Origin of the sequence: Hymenobacter telluris (genome assembly GCF_017313265.1) — a bacterium.
Classification (GTDB): domain Bacteria; phylum Bacteroidota; class Bacteroidia; order Cytophagales; family Hymenobacteraceae; genus Hymenobacter; species Hymenobacter telluris.
In genome coordinates, this window is the sequence record NZ_JAFLQZ010000013.1 from 45809 (window position 1) to 72117 (window position 26309).

Annotated in this window: 16 protein-coding genes; 13 read left to right on the forward strand and 3 right to left on the reverse strand. The window is 57.5% G+C overall.

Features of this window, described 5'->3' with window-relative positions; all coding sequences use genetic code 11:
- Nucleotides 1-924: 924 nt before the first annotated feature.
- The 8 genes from J0X19_RS17230 (at nt 925) to J0X19_RS17265 (ending at nt 11325) form a co-directional block, all read left to right on the forward strand.
- Nucleotides 925-4356, forward strand: coding sequence for a DUF4175 family protein (locus J0X19_RS17230; RefSeq protein ID WP_394369122.1), 3432 nt, complete (start codon nt 925-927; stop codon nt 4354-4356).
- Between the two features lie 42 nt (nt 4357-4398).
- Nucleotides 4399-4854: an ATP-binding protein gene (locus J0X19_RS17235; protein ID WP_206985672.1), complete on the forward strand. Its 456-nt coding sequence runs from the start codon at nt 4399-4401 to the stop codon at nt 4852-4854.
- A gap of 2 nt (nt 4855-4856) precedes the next feature.
- Nucleotides 4857-5348: an rRNA maturation RNase YbeY gene (ybeY, locus tag J0X19_RS17240; RefSeq protein WP_206985673.1), complete on the forward strand. Its 492-nt coding sequence runs from the start codon at nt 4857-4859 to the stop codon at nt 5346-5348.
- Nucleotides 5349-5542: 194 nt separating this feature from the next.
- The gene (locus tag J0X19_RS17245; protein WP_206985674.1) at nt 5543-6271 is read left to right on the forward strand and encodes a GNAT family N-acetyltransferase; all 729 of its coding nucleotides are present in this window, start codon (nt 5543-5545) and stop codon (nt 6269-6271) included.
- Nucleotides 6272-6510: 239 nt separating this feature from the next.
- Nucleotides 6511-8379, forward strand: coding sequence for a tRNA uridine-5-carboxymethylaminomethyl(34) synthesis enzyme MnmG (gene mnmG, locus J0X19_RS17250; protein WP_206985675.1), 1869 nt, complete (start codon nt 6511-6513; stop codon nt 8377-8379).
- A gap of 104 nt (nt 8380-8483) precedes the next feature.
- Nucleotides 8484-9377 (forward strand): class I SAM-dependent methyltransferase, encoded by an 894-nt coding sequence (locus J0X19_RS17255; protein ID WP_206985676.1) that lies wholly within the window; start codon nt 8484-8486, stop codon nt 9375-9377.
- Between the two features lie 6 nt (nt 9378-9383).
- Complete coding sequence (locus J0X19_RS17260) at nt 9384-9719, forward strand: hypothetical protein (protein WP_206985677.1); 336 nt, start codon at nt 9384-9386, stop codon at nt 9717-9719.
- The gene (locus tag J0X19_RS17265) at nt 9703-11325 is read left to right on the forward strand and encodes an Ig-like domain-containing domain (protein ID WP_206985678.1); all 1623 of its coding nucleotides are present in this window, start codon (nt 9703-9705) and stop codon (nt 11323-11325) included. Before J0X19_RS17260 ends, J0X19_RS17265 begins: the two co-directional genes overlap by 17 nt.
- A 135-nt stretch (nt 11326-11460) precedes the next feature.
- Here the strand turns inward: J0X19_RS17265 and J0X19_RS17270 are convergent, their stop codons facing one another.
- Entirely contained in the window at nt 11461-13953 is a 2493-nt protein-coding gene (locus J0X19_RS17270) for an outer membrane beta-barrel family protein (protein WP_206985679.1), read from the reverse strand.
- A 1133-nt stretch (nt 13954-15086) separates the two neighbouring features.
- Here J0X19_RS17270 and J0X19_RS17275 point away from each other — a divergent pair.
- Together J0X19_RS17275 and J0X19_RS17280 are read left to right on the forward strand one after the other, a co-directional pair.
- A complete protein-coding gene (locus J0X19_RS17275; RefSeq protein ID WP_206985680.1) occupies nt 15087-15578 on the forward strand; it encodes a DUF4385 domain-containing protein in 492 nt (163 codons plus the stop codon).
- A gap of 165 nt (nt 15579-15743) precedes the next feature.
- On the forward strand, nt 15744-16226 hold the full coding sequence (locus tag J0X19_RS17280; protein ID WP_206985681.1) for a hypothetical protein: 483 nt from the start codon (nt 15744-15746) through the stop codon (nt 16224-16226).
- Between the two features lie 204 nt (nt 16227-16430).
- On the opposite strand, the gene J0X19_RS17285 is transcribed toward J0X19_RS17280, so the two are convergent.
- The gene (locus J0X19_RS17285; RefSeq protein ID WP_206985682.1) at nt 16431-17834 is read right to left on the reverse strand and encodes an inorganic phosphate transporter; all 1404 of its coding nucleotides are present in this window, start codon (nt 17832-17834) and stop codon (nt 16431-16433) included.
- Nucleotides 17835-18192: 358 nt separating this feature from the next.
- Between J0X19_RS17285 and J0X19_RS17290 the strand changes: the two genes are divergently transcribed.
- Nucleotides 18193-19713, forward strand: a complete 1521-nt coding sequence (locus J0X19_RS17290; protein ID WP_206985683.1) for a glycine--tRNA ligase — start codon at nt 18193-18195, stop codon at nt 19711-19713.
- 174 nt (nt 19714-19887) lie between these two features.
- A complete protein-coding gene (locus J0X19_RS17295) occupies nt 19888-23130 on the forward strand; it encodes a DUF7948 domain-containing protein (protein WP_206985684.1) in 3243 nt (1080 codons plus the stop codon).
- Nucleotides 23131-23228: 98 nt separating this feature from the next.
- Here J0X19_RS17295 and J0X19_RS17300 read toward each other — a convergent pair whose 3' ends face one another.
- A complete protein-coding gene (locus J0X19_RS17300; RefSeq protein ID WP_206985685.1) occupies nt 23229-23633 on the reverse strand; it encodes a hypothetical protein in 405 nt (134 codons plus the stop codon).
- 233 nt (nt 23634-23866) lie between these two features.
- Here J0X19_RS17300 and J0X19_RS17305 point away from each other — a divergent pair, with 233 nt between their 5' ends.
- Nucleotides 23867-26308: an efflux RND transporter permease subunit gene (locus tag J0X19_RS17305; RefSeq protein WP_206985686.1), complete on the forward strand. Its 2442-nt coding sequence runs from the start codon at nt 23867-23869 to the stop codon at nt 26306-26308.
- Nucleotide 26309 lies beyond the last annotated feature (1 nt).

A 26309-nucleotide genomic window follows, 5' to 3' on the forward strand; every position in this document is an offset into this window, starting at 1 on the left:
AGATGAATACTGCTCAGTAGCCTACAAACCTTAGCAAAAACACGATGGACATAGTCATACTCAAACAAATTAGTACAATTAAAATTTTTTAAAATACTTTTAAATATCCTATTCTATCGTTTCAATTAAAGAATATTAATCTCATAATGGGAATAAAGTATACTCAACAGTAGTGATTATTAGCCAGATACATTGTTCCCAATCACGCCTATTTATTATATCTCGCAAAATCTTAAAATATTACTTTATGAATAATATTTTGTTTTTAATCACTACTAATTCTGGAGGTAAGCGTATCACCCGTTTCGTTACTACTACACCGACTTGCAAGGAGCCTGAGCATTCCTGAGTATGGGAATGACGGAGGGTAAAACGTAGCGCAAGGCAACAAGTGGCGAGCCTGAAGCTAAAGCCATGATACTCGGAATAAGCATCTGCATAAAAGCTGCTTGGAACGCTCTGCCAGATGCTGTTCTGTGTTGGCATTCACACGGTCGAGCCTGGGCATACGGGCTTTTGCGGTAGCTGCTGCTTCAGTAACACGCAACTTATTACCTTATGCTTACCGGAGGCTCTGAGCAGTGCATACCTGCGTCTCCTTCATTTCCAACATTCATCCACCGTGCAGTCCATCCGCGACCTAGACGACCCCAAGCAGGGTTTTATTCGCCCCGATTACACCAACCTGCAAGATTTGCAGCGCCTCATTGCCGAGGAATAGCCCGCCGGAAGTAACCTATTACGCCAAGCAAACCAGCACATAGGCTCCGCCAACTCATTTGAATGCGCCCAACAAGCCAGTAGGCCCGGCCGCAAGCGGAACCGGCAAGCGGCAAACCCGGTTCTACGGGCGTGGGTGTGCAGCCCGTGCGCTTATTCTGTATCTTTCCCAGGCTGACAACGGCCTTTTGAATAGTTATGCCTGTGCCTCAAGAATCCCTTTCTACTTCATCGGCTTTGCGGGAGGTGCTGGCCCGCCTCGAAGCTTTCAAGCGCAAGTTCTACCTCTCTTTGCTGGTGCGCGGCGCACTGGTGGCCGGGGCGCTGCTGCTTAGTTTGTTTCTGGTGCTGAATACGCTCGAATACTTCCTCTACCTGCCCACTTGGGTGCGGGGGGGCCTGCTGTTTGGGTTTCTGGGGCTGGCGGTGTACGCCTTTATGCGCTGGATTTGGCAGCCGCTGGCGGCCCTCACCAACCTGCGCCGCTTGCTCAGTGACGAGCAAGCCGCCCAGCGGGTAGGGGAGCTGTTTCCCGATATTCAAGACAAGCTGCTGAACGCCTTACAACTCCAGGACAAAGCCCAGGGCAACGCCCTGATTGCCGCCAGCCTGGAGCAGCGCGCCGGGCAGCTGTCGGGGTTTCGGTTCGAGGAAGGCATTGATATTCAGAAGCAAACCCGGCCGCTTTGGAAGTACGTAGCCGTGCCAGCGGGCGTGATTATGCTGGTGCTGCTGGTGTACCCGGCGCTGTTTGTGCAGGGCACCGAGCGGCTGCTCAACTACCGCCAGAAGTACACCCCGCCCGCACCGTTTGCGTTTGTGGTGGAAAATAAAAACCTCACGGCTTTCCAGGGCGAAGATTTCAAGCTGGATGTGCGCGTGGAAGGCGAGGCCCTGCCCAACGAGGTAAGTATAGTGTACGGCGGCCGGGAGCGGCGCCTTACCAAGGAGCGGGGCAACCACTTCACCTACCAGTTCGAGCAGTTGCAGCAGGGTGTGGAGTTCCAACTGACCGCCGCCACCGTTACCTCGGAAGACTACGACCTGACCCTGCGCCAGCGGCCCAACCTGCGCGACTTCAAGGTGCAGGTGACGTATCCGGCCTACATCGGGAAGCCCGCCGAAACCATTCAGAACACCGGCAACCTTACTGTGCCCGAGGGCAGCACCGTGCGCTGGCAGTTTGCCACCCAGGCCACCGACCAGCTGCAACTGCTGTTTAAGAGCCCCGATGAAACCGTAACGGCCCAGGAAAGCGGCGAAGAATTCACGGCCTCGCGCCGGGTGATTCGCACCCAGAACTACGCGTTGCGCCTGCAAAACCCGGCCAGCCTCAACCGGGACCCTATCGAGTACCAGTTGACCGCCATACCCGACCAGGTACCGGAAATCAGCCTGGAAAGCTTCACCGATACGGTGTCGTTGCGCTACCTAGCGCTGGGTGGCTCCGTGCGCGACGACTACGGCCTTTCGCGCTTGCAGCTGCACTACCGCGTGACCAGCAAGGCGCGGCCGAATACAACGTTTCAGGCGCGGGCGCTGCCGCTGGCCAGTGGCCCGGCCCAAACCTATGCGTATCAGTGGGATTTGCGCCCGCTCAAAATGCAGCCCGGCGACCGGCTGGAATACTTCGTGCAGGTGTGGGACAACGACGGCGTGCACGGTGCCAAATCGGCCAGGACGCGGGCGGTGGAGTTCCGGCTCCCGAGCAAGCAGGAGTTGCGCGACCAAATGAACTCGCAGTCGGAATCGGTGCAGAGCCAGCTCAGCAAATCGGCGGAGCAAAGCAAGAAGCTGGAGCGTGAGCTAGCCAAAAGCCAGGACAAGCTCAAGACCAAGCGCGAACTGAACTTCCAGGACAAGAAGCAGCTGCAGGACATGCTCAACCAGAAGCAGCAGATGGACCAGCAGATGGCGGACATGAAGAAGATGTTCGAGCAGCTCACCCAGAAGCAGGACGAGCTGGACCCCAAAAGCCAGGAGTTGGCCGAGAAAGCCAAGGAGCTGCAAAAGCTGATGGAAAGCCTGCTCGACCCCGAAACCAAGAAGCTGTACGAGGAGCTGCAAAAACTGCTGGAACAGCAAAAAGACATGAACCAGCCCGACATGCAGCAACTCCTGCAAAAGCTGGAAAACAAGGAAAACACCTTGCAGAAAGAGCTGGAACGCGCGCTGGAAATGTTCAAGCAGCTACAGTTCGAGCAGAAGCAGGAAGAAACCCTGGACAAGCTGCAAGAGCTGGCCAAGGAGCAAGAGAAACTGGCCGAGGAAACCCAGAAAAACGACAAAGACAACCCCGACAACAAGGACAGCAAACAACAGCAGCAGCAAAAGCAGGAAGACCTGAAAAAGCAGCAGCAAGACAATAAGCAGCAGTTCGATGAGCTGAAGAAAGACCTGCAAGACCTCAAGAAGATGGACCAGCAGCTCGGCAACGAAAACGGCGCCGAGGAAATGAAGCCCGAGCAGCAGCAGGTAGACGAGCAGATGGAAGAAAGTGAGCAGCAGCTCTCCAAAAACCAGAACAAGAAAGCCAGCCAGAGCCAGAGCCAAGCCGCCAGCGGCATGAAGAAAATGGCCCAGAAGATGCAGCAGCAGATGGACCAGGACGAGCAGGACCAGCAGGCCCAGAACATCGACGACCTGCGCGACATCCTGGAAAACCTACTCAAGCTCAGCTTCGATGAGGAAAACCTGATGAAGGATTTCCGTAAGGTGGACCAGAGTGACCCGCGCTTCGTGCAGCTCGGCCAAAACCAGCGCAAGCTCAAAGACGATGCTCGCGTGGTGCAGGATTCCTTGTATGCGTTGGCCAAAAAGGAGCCCAAAATTCAGAGCTTCGTGACCCGGGAAGTGGGCGAGATGAACGGCCGCATGGACGAAAGCCTCGACCACATTCGGCAGCGCAACGTGGGCCGCGCCACCGCCAGCCAGCAGCAAGCCATGACCAGCATGAACAACCTAGCTTTGATGCTGAACTCGGCGCTGCAACAGATGCAGCAGGAGCAGCGCGAAAGCATGATGGGCCAGCCGCAGTCGGGTGATGGCAAGCCCGGCAAAAGCAAGAAGAAAGGCCAGAAGCCAGGCCAAGGCCAAGCTGGCCGCATGGGGAAAATGCAGGAGCAGCTCAACCAGCAGATTCAGCAGCTTCAGCAGAGCGGCAAGCAAGGCCGGGCCCTGAGCGAAGATTTGGCGAAGCTGGCGGCACAGCAGCAGATGCTGCGGCAGGCCTTGCAGGAGCTGGAAAAACAGCAGAAAGGCACCAAACCCGGCAGTAAGCCGGGTGGCCAAGACGGCAAAGGTGACCTAGGCGGTAATGGCACCGGCGAGCTGAAAAAAATGATGGAACAAACCGAAACCGACCTCGTAAACAAGCGCCTGACAGAACAGACAGTCATGCGTCAGCGTCAGATTCTGACCCGGTTACTGGAAGCCGAGAAATCGGCGCGGGAACGGGACCAGGACGACAAGCGCGAGGCGCAGTCTGCTCAGAACCAGCCACCCGTATTTCCGCCTGCCTTCCAACAATACAAACGCCAGAAAGAACGCCAGACCGAGCTGCTTCGTACTGTGCCTACCACCCTTACTCCCTATTATCAACGAGAGGTCAGCGAATATTTTCAGAAAATGAAATAGCGTTCCGCTAAGTTTGCGCCCTGCCGTTCCTCACACCTGTATATGAAGCAAGTTAAAATTCAGATTCCCTCGCTGGTCGAGAACATTCGCGTCGTGGAGAGTTTCATCGACAACTCGAAGGATACCTTCCACATCGAAGATGATATTTATGGCAATATCATGGTAGCAGTGACGGAGGCCGTGAACAACGCCATCCGCCACGGCAACAAGTTCGATAAGGATAAGAATGTGTACCTGTCGCTGTACGTGGACACCGACCGGGTGAAATTTGAAGTGGAAGACGAGGGTCAGGGTTTCGACTACAACAACCTGATTGACCCTACCGCGCCCGAAAACCTGGAAAACCCCGGTGGCCGCGGCATCTTCCTGATTCGCCACTTGGCCGACGAGGTGGAATTCACCAAAGACGGCCGCAACGTGCAGCTCACTTTCCTGCTGTCGGCCCCTTCAGAAACCGCCAGCGCCCAGGAAGACCTTACCTCTAGCAGTTCTCACTAGAAATGAACCAGCACCCGCCCGGTACCGAACACGAAATGAACAGCGGTTTGCCCCAGGATTCGCACGAGTCGCACGGAATTGAGTTTCTGGTCGAGGACGTGCCCTTTGAGCTGGCCGACGCCGAGGCCTTGGGCTCCTGGATTGAGCGGGTGATAGAAGTGCACGAGTACGAGCTGGTGCAGCTCACTTACATTTTCTGCTCCGACGAGTACCTGCACCGCGTGAACGTGGAATACCTCGACCACGACACCTACACCGACGTCATCACTTTCGACAATGCCGATGACGCCGACATCATTGAGGGCGACATTTTTATATCCGTGGAGCGGGTACGGGAAAACGCGCAGCAGCTGGGCATTCCGTTTATCGACGAGCTGCACCGCGTCATGATTCATGGCGTGCTACACTTGCTGGGCTACGCCGACAAGGACTTAATCAGCCAAACCGCCATGCGGGCCAAAGAGGATTACTGCCTGTCATTGCGCACTTTCTAGGGAAACCTACTGTACTTTCACTCATGAAAACGCCCGCCTTCCAGCGGGCGTTTTTTGCGTATTCCTTCTGTCATTCCGACGCAGGAGGAATCTGAGTATAGTCGTTGAACGTCTTCAACTCAGATTCCTCCTGCGTCGGAATGACAGTGCTGGTACACTCAGCTTTACTAGCTTCCTGATTCTTACCTTGCTTTATGTCTGCTAGCTCTTCCTATATGCCGGTTGTTAGTGGCCCCATGCTGGATTATTACCTGGGCCAGGGCTACTACCGCATGGTGCAGGACTTGTTTACCTGCCGGTTTTTGGCCGTGGAAGGCGAGTACCACACGGTGCACTGGCTCCGGCTGCGACTCGCTGACGTGCACTATGGGCCCGAGCAACGGCGGCTGTTGCGCCTCAACGAGCGGTTTTCCACTACCATCCGCCCGCTGCGCATCACGCCCGAGCTGGAAGCCCTCTATGCTTTGTACCGTAGCTCCATCACCTTCGACGCACCCGAAACCGTGGATGCTTTTCTGCTGGGTGGCGCTACGCACAGCATTTTCACCACCGAGATGCTAGAAATCCGGGACGACGGGCAGCTGATTGCCGTCGGTATTTTCGACAGTGGCACCCGCACCCTGGCCGGTATCATGAACTTCTACGACCCTGGCTACCGGAAATACAGCCTGGGCAAGTACCTGATGCTGCTGAAAATCAACCACGCCCGCCACCAGCAGAAAACGTTCTACTACCCTGGCTACCTGGTGCACAACTACCCCAAGTTCGACTACAAGCTATTCCCCAGCCTAGCCGCCACCGAAATGTATAACTGCCTGAACAGTGAGTGGCTGCCGTTTTCGTGGGAAGCTGTAAATGCGCATTCCGCAGCCATAATGGCCGAGCTACTGGACGAGGAACCGGACAACTACGACCCTGAGTAACCGGGCGCTTCCGCGCAACAACCGCAACAACTACCTATCTTTGTACAGGTTTCTAGCTAGTTGCGTCCGGTTTTCAACTTCCGATTTCAACGGAATGCCCGCCGAAGCGCGGGCGTTTTGCGTGTAGTACCAAGCCTTGGCCTGGTAAGTGGCAGTTGATGTTGAACGACCTGCGCGGCAATTGCTGTTAGGACCAACACCCCATATGCCTCGCCAAGCCGGAGCTTGGCGCTACCCTTATGTTTCAGCAAGAAGAATACGACGTTATTGTAGTAGGAGCGGGGCACGCGGGCTGCGAAGCTGCTGCCGCCGCTGCCAACCTGGGCTCCAAAGTCCTGCTCGTAACGATGAACATGAACACCATCGCGCAGATGTCGTGCAACCCGGCAATGGGCGGCGTGGCCAAGGGCCAGATTGTGCGCGAAGTGGACGCCCTCGGCGGCCAATCGGGCATCATCACCGACAAAACGATGATTCAGTTTCGGATGCTGAACCGCTCGAAAGGCCCCGCCATGTGGAGCCCCCGGGCGCAGTCTGATAGGATGCGCTTTGCCGAGGAGTGGCGCAACACCCTGGAACAAACGCTGAACGTGGATTTCTGGCAAGAGGCCGTCATGGGCCTGCTAGTGGAAAACGACACCGTAGTAGGCGTGAAAACTCAGTTGGGCATCGAGTTCCGCAGCAAAGCCGTGGTGCTGACCAACGGCACGTTCCTCAACGGTCTGATTCATATTGGCGAGAAAAATTTCGGTGGTGGCCGCGCCGCGGAGCGCGGTAGCACTGGTATTACTGAGCAGCTTAAGGAGCTAGGCTTCGAGGCGGGCCGCATGAAAACCGGCACCCCGCCCCGCGTGGACGGCCGCAGCCTCGACTACTCGAAAATGGAGGAGCAGCCCGGCGACGAGGTAGCCAGCAAATTCAGCTACCTGCCCACCCCGCCGCTGGTGAAGCAACGCCCGTGCTACATCACCTACACCAACGCCGAGGTGCACGAGATTCTGCGCGAGGGTTTCGAGAAGTCGCCGATGTTCCAGGGCCGCATCAAGGGGCTGGGGCCGCGCTATTGCCCGTCGGTAGAAGACAAAATCAACCGCTTCGCTGATAAGGACCGGCACCAGATTTTTGTGGAACCCGAGGGGTGGAGCACGGTGGAAGTGTACGTGAACGGCTTTTCGAGCAGCCTGCCCGAGGACGTGCAGTACCGCGCCCTGCGCAAAATTGCCGGTTTCGAGAAAGCCAAGATGTTCCGCCCCGGCTACGCCATCGAGTACGACTTCTTCCCGCCGACCCAGCTCAACCTCACCCTAGAAACCAAGCAGGTGCGCAACCTCTACTTCGCGGGCCAGATCAACGGCACCACGGGCTACGAGGAAGCCGCTTGCCAGGGCCTCATGGCCGGCATCAACGCCCACAACCGGGTGCACGGCAAAGAGCCTTTCATCCTGAAGCGGAGCGAGGCCTACATCGGCGTGCTCATCGACGACCTCGTGAACAAAGGCACCGACGAGCCCTACCGCATGTTCACGAGCCGCGCCGAGCACCGCATTCTGCTGCGCCAGGACAACGCCGACTTGCGCCTCACGCCGCTGGGTTACGCGCTGGGCTTGGCCTCGGAAGAACGGATGGAATTGGTGCGCGAGAAAGAGCGGCAGACCGCCGACGTGCTGGAAACGCTGAAGACGTTTGCCATCGAGCCCGCCGAAATCAACGGGTTCCTGGCGGAACTGGGGTCGGCTACCATCACCGAAAAAACCCGCGCCATCAACCTGTTGCGCCGGCCTAACATCGAGCTACCCAACCTGACCAGCGTGCTGCCCGGCCTCACGCTGGCCTTGGCACCGTACGGCCCCGAGGCGCTGGAACAGGCCGTGATTCTGGTGAAGTACGAAACCTACATCGAGAAGGAAAATCAGCAGGCCATCCGGGCCGCCGAGCTGGAAAACTTCGTGATTCAGGGCCGCCTCGACTACAAGGCCATGCCGGCCCTCTCGCACGAAGCCCGCGAAAAGCTGCTCAAGGTGCAGCCCGAAACCATCGGGCAGGCCGCCCGCATCAGCGGCGTTTCGCCCGCCGATATTTCGGTGCTCATGGTGTACCTTGGCCGATGATTCAGTTATGAATTGTGAGTTATGAGTTATGAGTTGGCTTGCTCGACATTAGACGCCATTCGCAACTCATAACTTATAACTCATAACTCATAACTTGAAATACAGTGTCTTACGAACGATTGGAGAAGTGCCCGGTTTGCGGCAAAACGGAGTTTCGCAACAAGCTGGTAGTGGAAGACAAATCGGTGAGCAAGGAAAGCTTTGCTATTCAGCAGTGCGAGGCGTGCAGCTTCCAGTTCACCAACCCCCGGCCCGACGCCGCCCATATTGGCCGCTACTACGAGTCCGACGATTATGTGTCGCACAACAGCGGGGCGGCGGGCGTAATCAACCAGGCGTACAAAGTGGCGCGGTTTTTCACGATGCGCCGCAAGGTGGGCCTCATCAACAAGCTGGCCCCGCGCAAAGGCCGGCTGCTTGACTATGGGTGCGGCACGGGCCACTTTCTGGCCGCGGCCAAAACCGACGGGTGGCAGATTGCCGGCTGGGAGCCCAACGCCCGCGCCCAGCAGGAAGCCTCGGCACGGGCCGGCCAACCCATCGGCACCGAAAGCCTGACCTCGTTTGAAAAAGGCAGCTTCGATGCCATTACGCTCTGGCACGTGCTGGAGCATGTGCACGAACTCAACGAAACGCTCCAGCAGCTCATCAGCCTACTGAAGCCCGACGGCGTGCTGCTTATTGCCGTACCCAACGTGGACAGCCTCGATGCTCAGCATTACCGGCAGGACTGGGCCGCCTACGACGTGCCGCGGCACCTGTACCACTTCAATTTGAAAACCATGACCCAGCTGCTCAAAAAGCACAAGCTGACGGTTTTGAAAACGCTGCCCATGGCCCTGGACGCTTACTACGTCAGCATGCTCAGCGAGAAGCACCGCGCCGAGCGGGGCGGCGGGATTGTATCGGTGTTGAAGGCCGGCTTTGCGTCCAACCAATACGCCGCCCGGCACGAGGGCCAGTATTCCAGTTTGATTTACGTGGCCGCTAAACGCTGAGTAGCTATGCCCGCACCGGTTGTTTTCGCCCTTGGACTACTGCTGGCTGTGTGGGCAGTTCCGGGGCGGGCCGGGGCGGGAAAACGAGTTGCTCTGCTACCTCTCTCAACCACCTTGCATACGGTTCGGGCGGTGGCGAGCGTTGCTAGCGTAGAGCTACCGGATACCACCCGCCGGCCGGTGCCCCCCGACACCACCCAGCGCCCGGCTCTCGTGCCCGATACTACGCCGGTAGAAGAGGCTGAAGCTAAACCAACCCGCAAAACCACTTTGTTGACAGTGCTGGCTATTGCCGTGCTGACTGTTTCCACGCTGCTGCTGTATAATGTCCGTTCGCGCTAATCTTTTTGTGTTGCTTGCTGCCGGCGCCGGCTTGGCAGGCTGTGCTTCCATCAGCTCACCTACCGGCGGCGAAAAGGACATTATACCGCCCAAGCTGGTTAGCTCCATCCCCGCCGACGGTACCCGCAACTACAAGGGCCAGGTGGTGCGGCTGGTGTTTTCCGAGTCGGTGCAGCTCAAGGACCTGACCAAAAACCTCATCATTTCGCCGGCGCTGCCCGAAGACAACCCGTACAAGCTGCGCGAAGACCGGACTTCCATTTCGCTGCTGTTTGATAAGCCGCTGGAAGCTAATACCACCTACTCGTTCAACTTCGGCAACGCCGTAACCGACATCACCGAAAGCAACCCGGCTGCCAACGTAGCGGTGAGTTTCAGTACGGGCGCGGTGCTCGACTCGGGCGCCGTGCGCGGTACCGTGCGCGACCTGCTCAGCAACAAACCCGCCGAAACGGCCCCGGTCCTGCTCTACCCCGAAGCCGATACGGCCGGCGTGCGCCGCGGCAAACCCTACTACCTGGCCCGCACCGAAAAAGACGGCAGCTACAGCCTGCGCAACCTGAAAGCCGGGCGCTACCGCATCTACGCGCTGGCCGACAAAAACAACAACACCCGCTACGACGAAGGCGAGAAAATAGCCTACCTGCCCGATTTTATTACCATCGACCCGCGGCCTGATTCGGTGAACCTGGTGCTGGTGCGGCCCGACTTGCGGCGGCCCACGGCCAGCAGCCGGCAGGGCTCGTTCAGTCAGTTCCGCATCAGCTACGGCGAGGGACTGCAAACGGCGGCACTCACGCCGCTGGGTGCCCCCGCCACTCCGCAGCTCAACGAGGCCGTGCAGCTCACCGAGCAAGGCCGCACCGTGGTGCTTTACCGCACGCCGGTGCTGGGTGAAGGCCGCTACCTGCTGGCCGCCACCGACAGCGCCGGCAACACCAGCCGTGATACGCTGAACGTAAAATTCCCCGGTACCGCCCCTACCCGTCGCCCGCCGGTGTACACGGTGGAAGGCGCGCCGCGCGAAGTGTACCGGCAGGGCGAGGTGAAGTTTTCGTTTACGGAACCGGTGCGGGTAGCGCCCGGCAAGCCGTTTGCCACGTTGCAGGAAGACTCCACCTCGGCCCGCCGCCCCCTGGTGCTGCCCGCCAACGGCACCCTCAGCCCCGACCGGACCCTGCTAACCGTGCTGCTGGATACCAAAGCCAAACAAACCGTTACGCTCCGCCTCGATACCCTGAACCTGACCACTGTAACCGGCCAGCGGCTGGGCGCCCGGCCCCTGCGGCTGCGCGTCACGGACCAGGCTACTTACGGCAGTTTGGCCGGTACCATTACCACCAAGTATAAGCGCTACGAACTTCAGCTGCTTGACCAGCAAAACAAAGTGGTAGCCACCCTCGACAGCCCCAAAAACACCTTCCGCTTCGATAGGCTGCCCCCGGCCACCTACACGTTCCGGGTGCTAATTGATGCCGACGGCGACGGCAAGTGGCGCGGCGGCGACCCAAACCTGCTGCTGCCCGCCGAGCCCGTGTTCCTGCAACCCAAGTCTGAGCAAGTGCGCGCGGGCTTTGAAATCGAGGAAATTCGGTTGGCTTTCTAAAACGCAAAAAAGTAGCGCGGAAGCCACAGGAAATCTGTTCCGCGACGAGCAACGCGAGTATGCGGTTTCGCGCTACCGCGTAGGAACTCGCTTCACTCGTCGCGGAACAGATTTCCTGTGGCTTCCGCGTTACGATTAGCCGCCGTTTTCGCCTTTCTTCTGGTCGTCGTTGCGGATGCTTTTGCGCTGGCGGGCGGGGGTATCGGTGGTGGAGCCGAACTGGTAGTTGAAGCTTACCCGTACCGACCGGTTGTAGGCGTAGGTGTCGCTGCGCAGGTTGTAGCTGTCGGGGGCTGCTATGTCGGCGCGGAAAAGCATGGTGCGGTTGAAGGGGTTTTCGAGGTTGAGCGTGAGGCTGCCTTTCTTGTCGAACAGGTCTTTCTTCACCGATAGGGAGTGAGTGTAGAACCCGCTGGCGTTGCCCTGCAACAGAATCCGGCGCGAGTTGACGTACACCGAGCCTTGCAGGCTGTAGCCGTGGTCCAGCGTCCGGCCCGCCGAGAAGTTGCCGTTATACATCAGACCCTGGTTGCGCAAGCCCAGCGCCGGGCTTGCCACGTTCAGATAGAAGGCATTCACCGTGGCATTAAGAGTCCAGGCCGGAGTGGGCTTGGCCGAACCCGTTACGCTCAGGCCATAGGTGGCGCGGCGGCCCACGTTTTCAAACGTGTTATAAAGCACGTTGGAGTTGGTGGTGTCATCGGGGAAAATACTACGAGCCGGCACCCGCGACCAGACCTGCTGAATGGCGTTGTTGGTTTGCCGCCAGTACCCCGACACATTGAGCGTGCTGGCGTTGTGGCTGGTGCTGTACCCCAGCTCGTAGGCGTCGGTCAGCTCGGCGCGCAGAGTGGGGTTGCCCGACGAGGCCTGCCGGCCGTTGTTCACGTTCAGGTAGGGGTTGAGCAGCCAGATGTCGGGGCGCTGAATGCGGCGGGTGTAGCCCAGCTTGATTTTCTGCGCCTTGTCGGCCCCAAAGTCCCGAGTTACCAGCACGTTCGGAATAACGTTGGTGTACTGCTGGCGCACCGTGGTAGTGGTGTTGGCAAAGTCGCCGAACACGCGGGTGTGCTCTACGCGGGTACCGGCCTTGAAGCTGTACACCTTGTTCAGCGTGAAGCCGTAGGACAGGTAGCCGGCGTACACGTTCTGCTGGTAGTTGAACTCGTTGGAGCGGGCGGGCACCAGCACCAGGCCGCGGCCGTTGAGGCTGTCGGCGGCAATGGTGTAGTCGCTGCCGGCGCGGCGCAGAATGGTTTTCGCTCCCATTTCCAGCAGCCCGGTGCTGTCGGTGGGCTGGGCGTAGTCCACCTGAAACGTTAGCTCCCGGTTGCCACTCACGTTGACGTTGGTTTCGCGGTAGTCCAGCCCTTCGCCCCGGGTTTGGTTGAGGTCATACGCCTGCCGGCCCGAACTGGTACTTAGCAGGCCCAGTACGCTTAGCTCCTGGCGCGGCCGACGGCCGGTGTGGGTGTAGCCGGCATTCACATCGAGGCTGGGAAAGTGGTTGGAAAACGGCCAGTTGATTTGGCGGCGGTACACATCGTCGGGGAGGGTAGGGGCGAGGTAGCTGGAGCTGATGCTGCGGGTGCTGTGGTAGCGGAACAGCTCGGTATTGGCGCCCAGCGTAAGGGCATCCTGCTTGGTGAGGTCGTAGTCGAAGCTCAGGCGGCCGGTCAGGCCCTGGTTGTAGTTGCGGGTGGCGGTGCGCTGGTTTAGTTCGGCCAGCTCGCCGGGGGCCAGCACATCGGTCCGGCGTATCACGCTGCGGTAACGGTTGTAGTAGGCTGCCACGCCCAGCTCCGAAGCCACCATCAGCTTGCCGCTTTGCCTGTTGACGCTGGCATTCACACTGTTGTTCATGTTGCCCGCCGTGGCACTCACCGAGCCGGTGGTACCCAGCGCGGCATTCTTTTTCAGGATGATGTTGATGACCCCGCCCGAGCCTTCGGCGTCGTATTTGGCCGAGGGGCTGGTAATAACTTCCACCGACTTTATTTGGTCGGCGGGCAGGCGGCGCAGGGCATCGGCGAGGTTGTTGGCCAGCATGCCGCTGGGCTTCCCGTTCACGAGCACCCGCACGCTGGTGGAGCCGCGTAGCTCGGGGTTGCCATCGGGGTCGAGGCTGAGCATAGGTACTTTCTTGAGCACATCGGCGGCGGTACCGCCGGTGTTGCTCTGGTCTTTCTCGGCGTTGTACACCAGCCGGTCGGCCTGGTTTTCAATCAACTCCCGCTGCCCCGTCACTTTCACTTCGCCTAGCTGCTGGGCGGCGGGCACCAGGGTTACGACTTGGCTGGGCGTGGTGGCGCTTACCAGCACATGCTCCAGAGTTTTCGTCTCGAAGCCCACAAAACTTACGCTCAGCTTGTAGTCCCCAGCTGGCACTTTCAACAGGGCAAACTCGCCTTTCATGTCGCACACACCACTTGCTACCAGCTTGCCAGTGCCCGGTTCCAGCAAGCTTACGGTAGCAAACTCAACGGGATGCTTGGTGGTAGCGTGCACCACCGAGCCGGTTAGGCGGCCCGGGGCCGTAGCGGCGGCCCCAGCGGCAGGGGAGGGGAGTTGGGCAGCTACCGGCTGATACAGCCCGAGTAATACGGAAATAGCGAGTACAGATTTCATAGTGCGTGGGCGTAGAAAACAGGCTGCGTAAGGCACGCAAAGGAGTAGCCGCCAGCAAAGCCGGCAGTGAGCAGGGGAGGGCAACAAGTGGAAGGAGACGAGGCTCGGGGCGTTATGGCACGGTAGCCTAATCAGGCCAGCCGGCTTGCGTGTAAATAGGTAGTAACTCCAGTGACGCCTGACGAGCCGCCGGCGGTTTTGCGAAGATTTGAACGGAATACCGTCGCTTCTTCTGAACGTTACAGTTGCCCGCTATTTTTTTTCTGTCCTACCCCCAGAACCGCTGCCAGAAGCTTCAGCCACCCAAGACAGAGCATGGGAAGTAACTTCCAGTAACTAAAAACGCGGTTTGCAGGCTGTGAGAGTAGTTTTCAGTTGTTGGCGGCTTTGCCGTGGTGAATAGCTTACCCTCTTGTTTGGCGGAAATCAGGGCTGTTTGGCCCGTTGGCGGGCAGGTTTCCACATTGCTGATAGTCGTTTCCAGTTACTGAGGCCATTTTCAAGCGCTTATCCACACCAAATCCACAGGTTTATCCACTATCCGGGGCTTGTTGGGCGTAACCTGTGGATAATACGGGGGAAACCTGGGGATAACGCGTGCAGAAATAAAGGATAAGTTTTTTTGCGCGTCTGCTGGCCGTAGCAGCACACGTTATGCACGGCCCGGTGGTGGATAAGGGTGGATAACTTCCCCGGCTTTTACACCTAATCCACACCGGCAAATTGTGTGGATTGTGGATACGTGGACAAGCTGTGTGGATAGTGAACAAACCTGTTAATTACTTGATATACAGGTTAATGATATGCACACACCCTGTTGATAGACGGTGTATAACTCCCGAGCTATACACAAGTTATCCGCGGTGTGGATTACTTGAAATTGTTGTCCACTTATAAACACCCCTAACGACAGGGATAAAAAAGATTTCTTAAAATTTCTTCTTTTAAAAAGTTATTAACTGTGTGGACAAGTTGGCCGGCCCCAAAAAAAAGCGGGACGGTTTCGCCGGGCAGTTCGGGTCAAGGCACAGGCCGGGCCACCAGCGGCCGGAGCGGGGTTGAAACCAGCGGGGCCGGCCACCACCCAATTCAGCAGGGCCACGTATATAGCATCCTTCCGCCAGCCGCCCGTTATGCCGTTTGATTACACCCTCGATTTCCGCACCGTAGACTTTCGGGAGCACCCCGAATTCTACCGCGTGGGCAAAGGCGAGCAGGGCGTGCTGCTGGTGCAGCCGTATAAAGGCGAGATTCTGCCCCACTGGCGCTTCCGCACCCCTGCGGTGGCACGGGAGTCGGCCGATACCATCTACGGCTTGTTTGAGGCCTATTTAAAAGCCAACGACTTTGTGGGCGCCGACATGGCCCGCAAGTTTTTGCAAATGGGTTTCACCAGGGCCCGGCGCTACGCCAACCACCGCGGCGGCAAAAAGTACGACGGCCCCGTGCCCGACGACAAAAAAGGCCAGAGCGGTGCCCACGGCCGCCCCGAACTGCCCCGCGCCCCCGAAGACCCCGAAAAAGCCGAAGCCGCTGCTATTTTCAAACGGAAGTGGGACCAGGCTAAAGAGAACCCCGACTACGTGCGCCAACGCACCGATTTCCAGGCCCGCTACGGGAAATGATTACTTGATGTGTTGATAAGCTGATGTTTGAGGTGCTGATGAATAGCTGGGCTGCGGCTTGGAATTTTGGTCTTTACAGCACATCAGCACCTCAAACAATCAACCATCAGCAATCAGCATATCAACCAGTACCTTTACCACTCCACCACCACAACCACTGCCTCTATGAGCACCAATCAACAACCTTCCAGCACCGAAGAAAACGAAATCATCCTGGGCACGGGCATGGGCCCGTTGCGCTTCGGCGCCACCATGGATGAAGTGCGCGCCCTGATGGGTGAGCCCGAAGAAATAGAAGAATCAGAAGAGGAAGACGAGTTCGAGCACCAGGCCTGGAACTACCTCGAAGAAGGCTACTCGCTGTACTTCGACCGAGAGGATGATTACCGCCTGAGCTGCATCGAGACGGACCACCCCGGTATGCGCTTGTACGGGGAGCTGATTCATGGCCAGTCGCCGGAGCAAATTCAGGAGCTGATGCGCAAGCACGGCCTCGAAGCCAGCGAAGTGGAAAAGATGGATACCGGCGAAACCCGCGTGTCGTACGAAAAGGAAATGATTGACCTTTACTTTGATGAAGACGAGCTTCAGTTTGTGAACTTCGGCGTCTTCATTTCGGAAGACCTAGACGTGCAGTGGCCTGCTTAATTTAGAGTTATCCACAAAACAGCCGATTTTGCCTGTGGATAAGTGGATAACTACCGTATTTATTAAGTATTTACCTTTAAATATGTGTAGTGTAGCTCACTTGCTTACGCCTTAGTCTCTTGGTTTGAGAATCAGACAAATAGAAAAAGCCGCTCCTAACAGGAGCGGCTTTTGCATTTAACTACGGTAGGTACCGAAACCCGCCTAACCAGCAATGGCGCGGAACAGCAGGAACAACCCGCCCGACAGCACCATGGTAACCGGCAACGTGAGCACCCAGGCCAGCGCAATGTTGCGCACCATCTGAGGGTTCAGGTTCTTGATGCCACGGTTGGCTACCATGGAGCCTGCAATGGCCGACGACAGCACGTGCGTGGTGCTGGTAGGCAACCCAAAGCCAGTGGAAACCCCAATCATGGTGGCTGCTACCAGCTCAGAAGAGGCGCCTTGTGCATAGGTCAGGTGCTCCTTACCAATTCGCTCCCCAATGGTTTTTACAATGCGCTTCCAGCCCACCATGGTGCCAATCCCCAGCGACAAGGCCACCATAAACGATACTTCCCACGGCGCGTAGTCGGTGAAGGTGCGCAGCTCGGTGATGCTCTCCTCGTAAGTTTTGCGGTCAACCGTGCTCAGCGGCACCTTCTCGCTGGCGGTAAATTTTTTGGCTTTGCTGTTGAGCAGCAGGATGGCTTTGCGAATCTCGAAGCGGGCTTGCTCGGGCAGCTGCTTCACGTCGGTTTTGCCGGCGAATATTTGGTCGAGGGTGGTGGTTTGCGCTTTGATTTCAGTTAGCAGCTTGCTGTCGGCGGCGCTGAGCGTGGAGGGGTCTACCTTGCCCATTACGGTTTCCACCTTGGCCAGCGAGCTGCGCATGTCCAGCGGGTTCAGCTTCTGGTTGAGGGCAAAATGAATGGGCACGATACCAATCAGAATCAGCATAATCAGGCCCACGCCCTTCTGGCCGTCGTTGGAGCCGTGGAAGTAGCTGACCAGCGTACAGGTAGCCACCAGAATCAACCGAATCCAGATGGGTGGTGGCTTGCGCTTGTGGGGCTCCTTGAAGATGGCCTTGTTGGGCACGAAGCGCTTCAGCAGGAACATCATAATAATGGTGAGCGAGAAGCCGAACAGCGGGCTAATTAGCAAGGCCAAACCGGTTTCGCCGGCCTTGCCCCAGTTAACAGCCGCGCCCTGCCCATCGGAAAGCAAACTGAACGCAATACCCACCCCCAGGATGGAGCCAATCAGCGCGTGCGACGACGACGAGGGCAGCCCGTAGTACCAGGTGCCCACGTTCCAGATGATGGCCGCCACAATGAGGGCGCCCACCATGGCAATACCGTGGTACACGTTCTGGTCGACGAGGCTTTCCACGGGCAGCAGGTACACAATGCCCATAGCCACGCCGATACCCCCGGTCAGGACCCCAATAAAATTCCAGAACCCCGACCAGATAACGGCCACCCAGGGCCGCAACGCATTGGTGTAGATAACCGTGGCCACGGCATTGGCCGTGTCGTGGAAACCATTGACAAATTCAAACGCGCAGGCCGCCACCAGACAGGCCAGCAGCAGCAGCAGCACATGAGGCTCTAAGCCAAACATACAAGTGGGATTAATGGAAATTCAGTTTTCAACAATCAAAGGTAGAGTTACCCGTAAGGGTGGCAAGATTATGAAATTGTTAAGTAAGAATGCCTGACGGCCTCTGCCGAGCCGCTAAACGCAGGATCAGAACGGAGGTTGAGTGAAGGTGCTTGAGTGGCAGGCAAATGCAGAATGCCGGTTTGGGAGCCAACATTTATATAGCCCGGAAATGCAGGAAGCTTCGCCACCTACGTAGCTTCCACTACTTTTGCCGGGAAGCATTGGATGGTGAGCACCGCGTATTCCGTATTCCTGGGGTCGCGCTGGCCGCAGGCGCCCACTCAGTACCCAATACTACCTACTAACTACTGATAGCATGAGCAACGCCCCGCAGAAAGCGGCCACTACCACCGAGGGTACCCTGGCCGAAATCGTTTCGCACGCCAAAGAGTACGGTTTCGTTTTTCCGTCCAGTGAAATCTACGACGGCCTGGCCGCCGTGTACGACTACGGCCCGATGGGCGTGGAGCTGAAAAACAACCTCAAGCAGCTCTGGTGGCAGGCCATGACCCAGCTCAACCAGAACGTGGTGGGTATTGACGCAGCCATCTTCATGCACCCGCTCACCTGGAAAGCCTCCGGCCACGTGGATGGTTTCTCGGACCCCATGATTGATAACCTCGACAGCAAGAAGCGCTACCGCGCCGACGTACTGCTCGAAGACAAAGCCGCCGAATACGAAAACGCCGGCGACAAGCCCCGCGCCGATGCTCTGCTGGCGGAAATGGGCCGCTTGCTCACCGCCGAAGACTTGGCCGGCGTCAAGCAGCTCATCATCGACGAGAAAATTCTGTGCCCGGTTTCCAAAACCGGCAACTGGACCGACGTGCGCCAGTTCAACCTGATGTTCAGCACCCAGGTAGGCGCCGTAGCCGACGATTCCAGCAAGATTTATCTGCGGCCCGAAACCGCGCAGGGCATCTTTGTAAACTTCCTGAACGTGTATAAGTCGGCTCGTAAGAGTGTTCCGTTCGGTATTGCGCAAATCGGCAAGGCGTTCCGCAACGAAATCGTGGCCCGGCAGTTCATTTTCCGCATGCGAGAGTTCGAGCAGATGGAAATGCAATTCTTCATCCGGCCTGGCACCGAGGACGAATGGTATCAGCACTGGAAAGCCACCCGCCGCGCCTGGCACGAGGCCATGGGCCTACCGGCCAACAAGCTCCGCTTCCACGACCACGACAAGCTGGCCTTCTATGCCAAAGCCGCGGTGGACATCGAATACGAGTTTCCGTTCGGCTTCAAAGAAATTGAAGGTATCCATTCGCGGACTGACTATGACCTGACGCAACATCAGAACCTGAGCCGCAAAAAGCAGAACTACTTCGACAACGATATCAACCCCGAAACCGGCAAAGCATACGGCAACTACGTGCCGTTCGTGGTGGAAACCTCGGTTGGTGCCGACCGGCTGTTTTTGGCCACGCTCTGCCAAGCGTTTCAGGAAGAAACCATTACCGAGGGTGAAGGCGACGAGCAGAAAACCAAAACCCGCAAGTTCCTGAAGCTGCACCCCGCTGTAGCGCCCATCAAGGCCGCCATCTTCCCGCTGGTGCGCAAGGACGGAATGCCCGAAAAAGCCACCGAAATCTTCAACGCCCTGCGCCACGACTTCCGGCTGGTGCTCGAGGAAAAGGATGCCATCGGTAAGCGCTACACCCGCCAGGACCTCATCGGGACGCCCTTCTGCATAGTAGTAGATGGCCAGACCCTGGAAGATAACACCGTTACCGTCCGGCACCGCGACTCGCGCGAGCAAACCCGCATGCCCATCTCCGAGCTGCACGCCTACATCGGGCAGGCCGTGAGCTTCGCCCGCATCTTCGAGAAGCTATAAGCTCCTCCGTCTATAAATTGTATAATCGGATATCGTAATTCTCCGGTTTCGGTAAGATTCTTGCTTACTGGAGCCGGAGAATTTTTTGCGCTTAGTAATTACCCTGACTAGCTGGTATCCATCCACGCCAACTAGTTGATTATTAATAGTTTCTTTTCACTTTATCACCCATTTATGCCCAATTTTACCTTGTTGAAACAGCAGCGTAACGCGTTGCTGTTGAGTGCCTCAGCACTCGTATTAGCAGCCACCACCCCCGTTCTGGCTGACGCTGGCCCCGGAAAAGTGGCCGCCCCTACCCCCACTCGGCAGCTACAGTTTGTGGCTAACCGCAACCAGTGGGAGAAGCCCGTGCTGTTTGCCACCGACGTGCCCGGGGGCCGGCTGTATTTAGAGCAAGGCCGCCTCATGCAGGCCCTCTACGACACCAAAGCCGTAGAGGAATTGCACCACCACAAGCCCGATGGCCGCAACCACCGTATCAAGGCCCATGCGTACTCGGTTACGTTTGTGGGGGCCAACCAGCAAGCCCTGGTAAAGGGCACCGAACAAACCGGGGAGGTCAGCAACTATTTCCTGGGCAAAGACCAAAGCAAGTGGGCCAGCAATGTGCCTTCGTTTGGCGAGGTGCGTTACCAAAGGCTATACCCCGGCACCGATTTGCGCTTCTATACCAGCAAAGACCACCTAGAGTACGACTTCGAGTTGGCTGCCGGGGCTGATGCCAAGCAGATTAAGCTGCGCTACGAAGGCCCGCAGAAAATGAGTATTGTGAAGGGGGCTTTGCACATTGCCACTTCGGTAGGCGAAGTAGTAGAGCAGAGCCCTGTGGCGTACCAGGTGGTAGGCGACAAGAAGGTGCCCGTGGCGTGCCGCTACGTGCTGAGCGCCAACAACACCTTGTCGTTTGCTTTCCCCAACGATTACAACCATGCCCTGCCGCTGGTTATCGACCCCATTCTGGTGTACTCGTCGTACACGGGCTCCAGCGCCAGTAACTACGGCTACACCGCTACCTACGACGCGCAAGGCAACCTCTACGCCGGGGGCGTGGTGTTTTCGTCGGGCTACCCTACTACTACCGGGGCGTACGATGTAAGCTTTGCCGGCAGCCAGGACTATGGCATCATGAAGTTCGACCCCACGGCCGGTACCCGGCAGGGCTCCCGCATCTATGCCACCTACGTGGGCGGTGCTTCCGACGACCATCCGCACAGTATGGTAGTGGACCCGGCCGGCAACCTCGTGATTTTGGGTTCCACCAGCTCCTCTGATTTTCCTACCACTACCGGCGCCTACGACCCAACCTACAACAGCGGGTCCGACATTGTGGTATCCAAGCTGAACCCCACGGGTACGCAGCTGCTGGCTTCTACCTTCCTGGGCGGCAGCGCCGACGATGGCCAGGTGAACGGTACGCTCGACAAAAACTACAACGACACCTACCGCGGCGACGTGACAACCGACCCGCAGGGCAACATCTACCTGGCTACGCTCACGTCTTCCACCAACTTTCCGTCGATGGGCGGGTTTCAGGCCGCTAAAAGCGGTGGTTCTGATGCGGCCATCGTGAAGTTCAACCCCACGCTTACCGGTTTGGTATGGAGTTCTTTCCTGGGTGGCTCCGGTGATGATGCGGCATATTCCGTGCAGGTTGATAGCACCGGCACCGTGTTTGTGAGTGGCGGTACTACCAGCACCAACTTCCCTGGTACCCTTGGTGGCTTGAACCGGAACTATTTGGGCGGCAGCAGCGACGGATTTGTAGCGCGCATTGTGGCCGCCGGCAACGACTTGTTCCAGGCTTCCTACGTCGGCACCAGTGGCTACGACCAAGCTTATTTCCTGCAACTCGACCGGCAAGGAGAAGTATATCTGTTCGGGCAAACCGACGGGGCTTATCCGGTATCGGCCGGGGTGTACTCCAACCCAAACAGCCTACAGTTTATTCACAAGCTGGACCGGCTGCTAACCACTACTCGCTTCTCGACGGTGATAGGCAATGGCGCTGGTAATTCCACTAATATTTCGCCAACGGCTTTTCTGGTGGATAACTGCGGCCAGATTTTGCTGTCGGGTTTCGGTGGGGATATTGCCAACATGCCCATTACTGGCAATGCCATTCAAAGTAATGCCTCTGGTACGTCGGGCAACTTCGGTTACTTCTACATCATGCAGCTGTCGGCTAATGCCAGCGGCTTGGTGTATGGTACGTATTTTGGCAACGGGAGCTGCCACGTAGACGGCGGCACCTCCCGCTTCGATAAGAAGGGTATCATCTACCAGTCGATGTGCGTTGGCAGCGGTTCGGTTACTTTGCCAACCACGGCCAATGCATGGTCGGCCAGCAACAGTTCCAGCTGGAATAATGCCGCCTTCAAAATAGACGTGTTGCAGCTTGATGCCACGTTCACGCCTTCCAACGTGCCGGGTGGAAGTCGTTTGCGGACGGGTTGCGCACCGTTTACCGTGTTCTTCACCCGGCCATCGGTGAGCGGTACTACCACTTCCTGGAACTTCGGCAACGGCCAGACTTCCAGTGCGGCTACGCCATTCGTGAGCACCACGTACACCAACCCCGGCCGTTACGTGGTACGCCTCACCATCACCGATCCTTCTAACTGCATTCAGAGTGCCACTGCTACCGATACTATCCAGGTATTTGGCTTGCCCCGCGCTGCTATTGGCCCCGATAAGGTGGTGTGCGAAGGTGGCTCGGTAACGCTGAGCGTGCCCGATGCCGGACCCGGCGTAACGTACTCATGGTTCCCGCCGCTGGGCCTCAACACCACCACCGGCCGTACGGTAGTGGCTTCCCCTACGGGTACTACCTTCTACATCCTAACGGCTACCACGCCCAATAACTGCATTGGCAAAGACACGGTGGTGGTAAGCATTGCGCCACGTCCGCAGGTAACCGTTGCGGCCAGCGCTACGCAGGAGTTTACGGGCACGCCAGTGGCGTTCAGCGCCACTATCGGCTCTACTGGTGCGGGCACGCCCACCAGCTACCTCTGGAACTTCGGCGACGGTTCTACCAGCACCGAGCAGAACCCAAGCCACACGTATGCCACCGCCGAGCCCAACGGTACTAATTACCGGGTAACCCTGACCACCAAGTACGGTCCGGGTGGGGCCTGTGAAGTGGTAAGCAACCTAACCGTATTTGTGCGGGAAGCTCAACGGCCCAACGTTATTACGCCCAACGGCGACGGCAAGAACGACACGTTCCGGCCCTTCCTCACCTTCCAGCCGGTTGACATGAAAATCTTCAACCGCTGGGGCCGCAAAGTGTACGAGCAAAGCAACTACACCGATGGTTGGGGTACCGACAACGTACCGGCCGGTGTGTACTACTACCAATTGACCAGCGCCACCGGCGAATCGTGGAAGGGCTGGGTGGAAGTGGTACGCTAACTGTACGGTTGAGTGAAACTTGCTTGTTAACTCCCAAACAAAAAGGGCCCCGGATAACTCCGGGGCCCTTTTTGCTTTCAGTATTGACAGAATAGTATCTACTGGCTACTCAGCCAGTCGGTGGCTTCGTGGCGCGACGTGAAGTAGTTGAATTCCACCTGATCCGACGGCAGGGCCATGGCCGAAGCCGTGAGCATGTTGCCGACCTGGTACTCATATTGGCTTTCCGAAACCACTGCCGCCACAAACAACGAGCGGTGCGGGTGTGCCAGCAGCGCTTCGGTCAGAGGCCGCAGAATCTTGTCGGTATCGTCGGTGGGTGGGGCGTTGCGTTTCAGGTCCAGCAGCAGCTTATCCACATTGTTTTGCACCATCTTGTCCAGGGCCTGCTGGTAAGCAGCCTTGAACGAAGCCGAGAGCCGAGCGGCGCTGTAGCTCAGGTGCAACATATCGGAAGCCGGGTGATAAGCAAGCAACGCTTCCGGCGTTTGAAACAAGGTCATCAAGAATAAGTGGTACGTTTCCATTAACAAAATGCAATATGATGCATCTGCAATGTGCTGAAATAACGCGTTTTACGGTTTTATAGTGTCAAAAAGTTGCTCTCAGTTCAAAAATATTTTTCAGATTAGGCAAACTCGCTGACCTCAAGCGTAGTGCGTGCGGCAAAGTGTACCGCATAACGAGTCCGGCAAGCTGCTGTTGGTTGCGTACCTTTGCTGCATTTTAGCAGCCTATGTGGAGCAAACTAGCCCTATTCGTCATCAAGAACCGGCGGATTCTGATTTTGCTGCTGGCCGCCCTGACGGTGTTCATGGGCTGGCAAGCACGCAAAGTGGAAATGACTTACGACTTTGCCCAGGTGGTCAGCCCCGACGACCCGGACATGGTGTATTTCCAGCAGTTCAAACGCACCTTCGGTGAAGACGGTAACGTGCTCGTGCTGGGCATGCAGGATAGCAGCGTGTACAAGCTCGGCAACTTCAACGAGCTGCGCGCCCTCACCGACACTCTGAGCAAGGTGGAAGGCGTGAGCGGCGTGCTGAGCGTGACGCGCCTGCCCAAGCTGGAAAAAGACACCGCCACCAGCACCTTCCGGGCGCTGCCCATCTTCCGGCGCGCGCCCCAAAGCCAGCAGGAACTCGATTCCTTGATGCGGGTGGTGAATGCGCAGGAGTTCTACAAAGGGCAGCTCATCAGCCCCGTCACCGGCGCCACCCTGCTGGCTCTCACCATGGACCCCAAGTTCCTGAACTCCAGCAAGCGGGAGGGGGTGATGCAGGAAATCCTGGGCCACGCCGACCGGTTCCAGCAGAAAACCGGCATCAAGATGCACTACGCCGGCCTGCCCTACGTGCGCGCCACCATGACCACCAAAGTAGCCGCCGAAATGAAGCTCTTTGTGGGCCTCACGGTGCTGATGATGGCCGTCACGCTGTTCATGTTCTTCCGCACGTGGTCGGCGGTGGTGTTTCCGCTGCTGATTGTGCTGGTGGTGGTGGTGTGGTGCCTGGGTACGATGGTGCTCATGGGCTACAAAATCAACCTGCTTACTGGCCTGATTCCGAGCATTATCATCGTTATCGGCATCCCGAACTGCACCTATCTACTCAGCCGCTACCACTACGACTACCGCAAATCCGGCAACCAGGTGCTGGCTATGGCGCGGGTGGTGCGCAAAATCGGCCTCGTGACCCTGATGAACAACACCACCACGGCCATCGGCTTCGTGGTGTTCTGCTTCACCAACATTGCCATCCTGTTTCAGTTTGGGGCGGTGGCCACCATCAACATCTTCGTGGCGTTTGCCATGTCGTTTATCTTGATGCCGATTGTGTTCACCTACCTGCCGCCGCCCACGCCTGGGCAGCTCAAGCACCTGGAGGCCAAGCCGCTTACCAAGCTGCTGGAGTTCTTCGATTACCTGGTATTGGAGCGCCGCCAGACGGTGTATATCACGGCCGCCGTGCTGCTAGTGCTGGCCTCGTTCGGGGTGAGTAAGGTGCAGTCGGTGTCGTTTATGGTGGACGATTTGCCCAAGGATTCGTCGGTGAATTCCGACCTCAAGTTCTTCGAGCAGCACTTCAACGGGGTGATGCCGCTGGAAATGGTGGTAGATACCGGCAAGCCCAAGGGCATTCTGAAGCTGAAAAACCTGGAGAAGATTGACCGGCTGGAGAAGTTCCTGCGCACCCAGCCCGAACTCACCACGCCCGTCAGCATCGTCACGGCTCTGAAAGCCAGCACCCAGGCCTTCTACAACGGCAACCCCGACTACTACCGCCTGCCCGACAACTCCGAGAAAAACTACGTGCTCAGCTACCTGGCCCGTTCCCAGTCGGCCAACGAGGGCGGGGGCGGCCAGATGATGCAGAAGCTGCTGCGCTCCTTCACTGACTCCACCGGCCAGCGGGCCCGCATTTCCCTGAAAATTGCCGACATCGGCTCCTACAACCTGGATACCCTGCTGGCCAAGAAAATCCAGCCGGAAATCAAGCAGATTTTCAACGGCACGGGCATGGATGTGAAGCTGACCGGCACCACCATCCTGTTCACCAAAGGCAACGAATACCTGATTGGCATGCTCAAGGAAAGCCTGCTGATTGCCTTCGGGCTGGTGGGGTTGGTGGTGCTGATTTTGTTTCGCAGTGTCCGGGCGGTGTTCTTTACGCTGCTGCCCAACTTCTTCACGCTGCTGCTTACCGGTGGCATTATGGGCTACTTCGGTATCCCGCTCAAGCCCAGCACGGCCCTCATTTTCAGTATTGCGCTGGGCATTGATGGCGACAACAGCATCCACCTGCTGGCCAAGTTCCGGCAGGAAATGGCCATCAACGGACAGCGGGTGCAGGCGGCCATCAGCACCACGCTTTCGGAGGCCGGCACCAGCATGATTTACACCAGCATTGTGCTGTTTCTGGGCTTTTCGGTGTTTGCCTTTTCGGAGTTTGGCGGCACCAAGGCCTTAGGGCTGTTGATGTCGGCCAGCTTGCTGATAACCAACTTCTCGAACCTGATTCTGCTGCCCGCGTTGCTGGTTACCTTCGAGCACGGCAAAGACGAAACCATCGACCAGTCCTCCATTCGCCACTACGACGATGAATACCACGAGGAAGACGACGATTTCGAGCTGAACCTCAACCGGATGCAAGTGCAGCCACGTGAGCTTCCGTCGTAGC

Excerpts from the sequence above, each read along its gene's own strand:
- J0X19_RS17235 (WP_206985672.1), top strand. The coding sequence starts at position 4,399 with ATGAAGCAAGTTAAAATTCAGATTCCCTCGCTGGTCGAGAACATTCGC.
- ybeY (WP_206985673.1), top strand. The coding sequence starts at position 4,857 with ATGAACCAGCACCCGCCCGGTACCGAACACGAAATGAACAGCGGTTTG.
- J0X19_RS17245 (WP_206985674.1), top strand. The coding sequence starts at position 5,543 with ATGTCTGCTAGCTCTTCCTATATGCCGGTTGTTAGTGGCCCCATGCTG.
- mnmG (WP_206985675.1), top strand. The coding sequence starts at position 6,511 with ATGTTTCAGCAAGAAGAATACGACGTTATTGTAGTAGGAGCGGGGCAC.
- J0X19_RS17260 (WP_206985677.1), top strand. The coding sequence starts at position 9,384 with ATGCCCGCACCGGTTGTTTTCGCCCTTGGACTACTGCTGGCTGTGTGG.
- J0X19_RS17265 (WP_206985678.1), top strand. The coding sequence starts at position 9,703 with ATGTCCGTTCGCGCTAATCTTTTTGTGTTGCTTGCTGCCGGCGCCGGC.
- J0X19_RS17270 (WP_206985679.1), bottom strand. The coding sequence starts at position 13,953 with ATGAAATCTGTACTCGCTATTTCCGTATTACTCGGGCTGTATCAGCCG.
- J0X19_RS17275 (WP_206985680.1), top strand. The coding sequence starts at position 15,087 with ATGCCGTTTGATTACACCCTCGATTTCCGCACCGTAGACTTTCGGGAG.
- J0X19_RS17280 (WP_206985681.1), top strand. The coding sequence starts at position 15,744 with ATGAGCACCAATCAACAACCTTCCAGCACCGAAGAAAACGAAATCATC.
- J0X19_RS17285 (WP_206985682.1), bottom strand. The coding sequence starts at position 17,834 with ATGTTTGGCTTAGAGCCTCATGTGCTGCTGCTGCTGCTGGCCTGTCTG.
- J0X19_RS17290 (WP_206985683.1), top strand. The coding sequence starts at position 18,193 with ATGAGCAACGCCCCGCAGAAAGCGGCCACTACCACCGAGGGTACCCTG.
- J0X19_RS17295 (WP_206985684.1), top strand. The coding sequence starts at position 19,888 with ATGCCCAATTTTACCTTGTTGAAACAGCAGCGTAACGCGTTGCTGTTG.
- J0X19_RS17300 (WP_206985685.1), bottom strand. The coding sequence starts at position 23,633 with ATGACCTTGTTTCAAACGCCGGAAGCGTTGCTTGCTTATCACCCGGCT.
- J0X19_RS17305 (WP_206985686.1), top strand. The coding sequence starts at position 23,867 with ATGTGGAGCAAACTAGCCCTATTCGTCATCAAGAACCGGCGGATTCTG.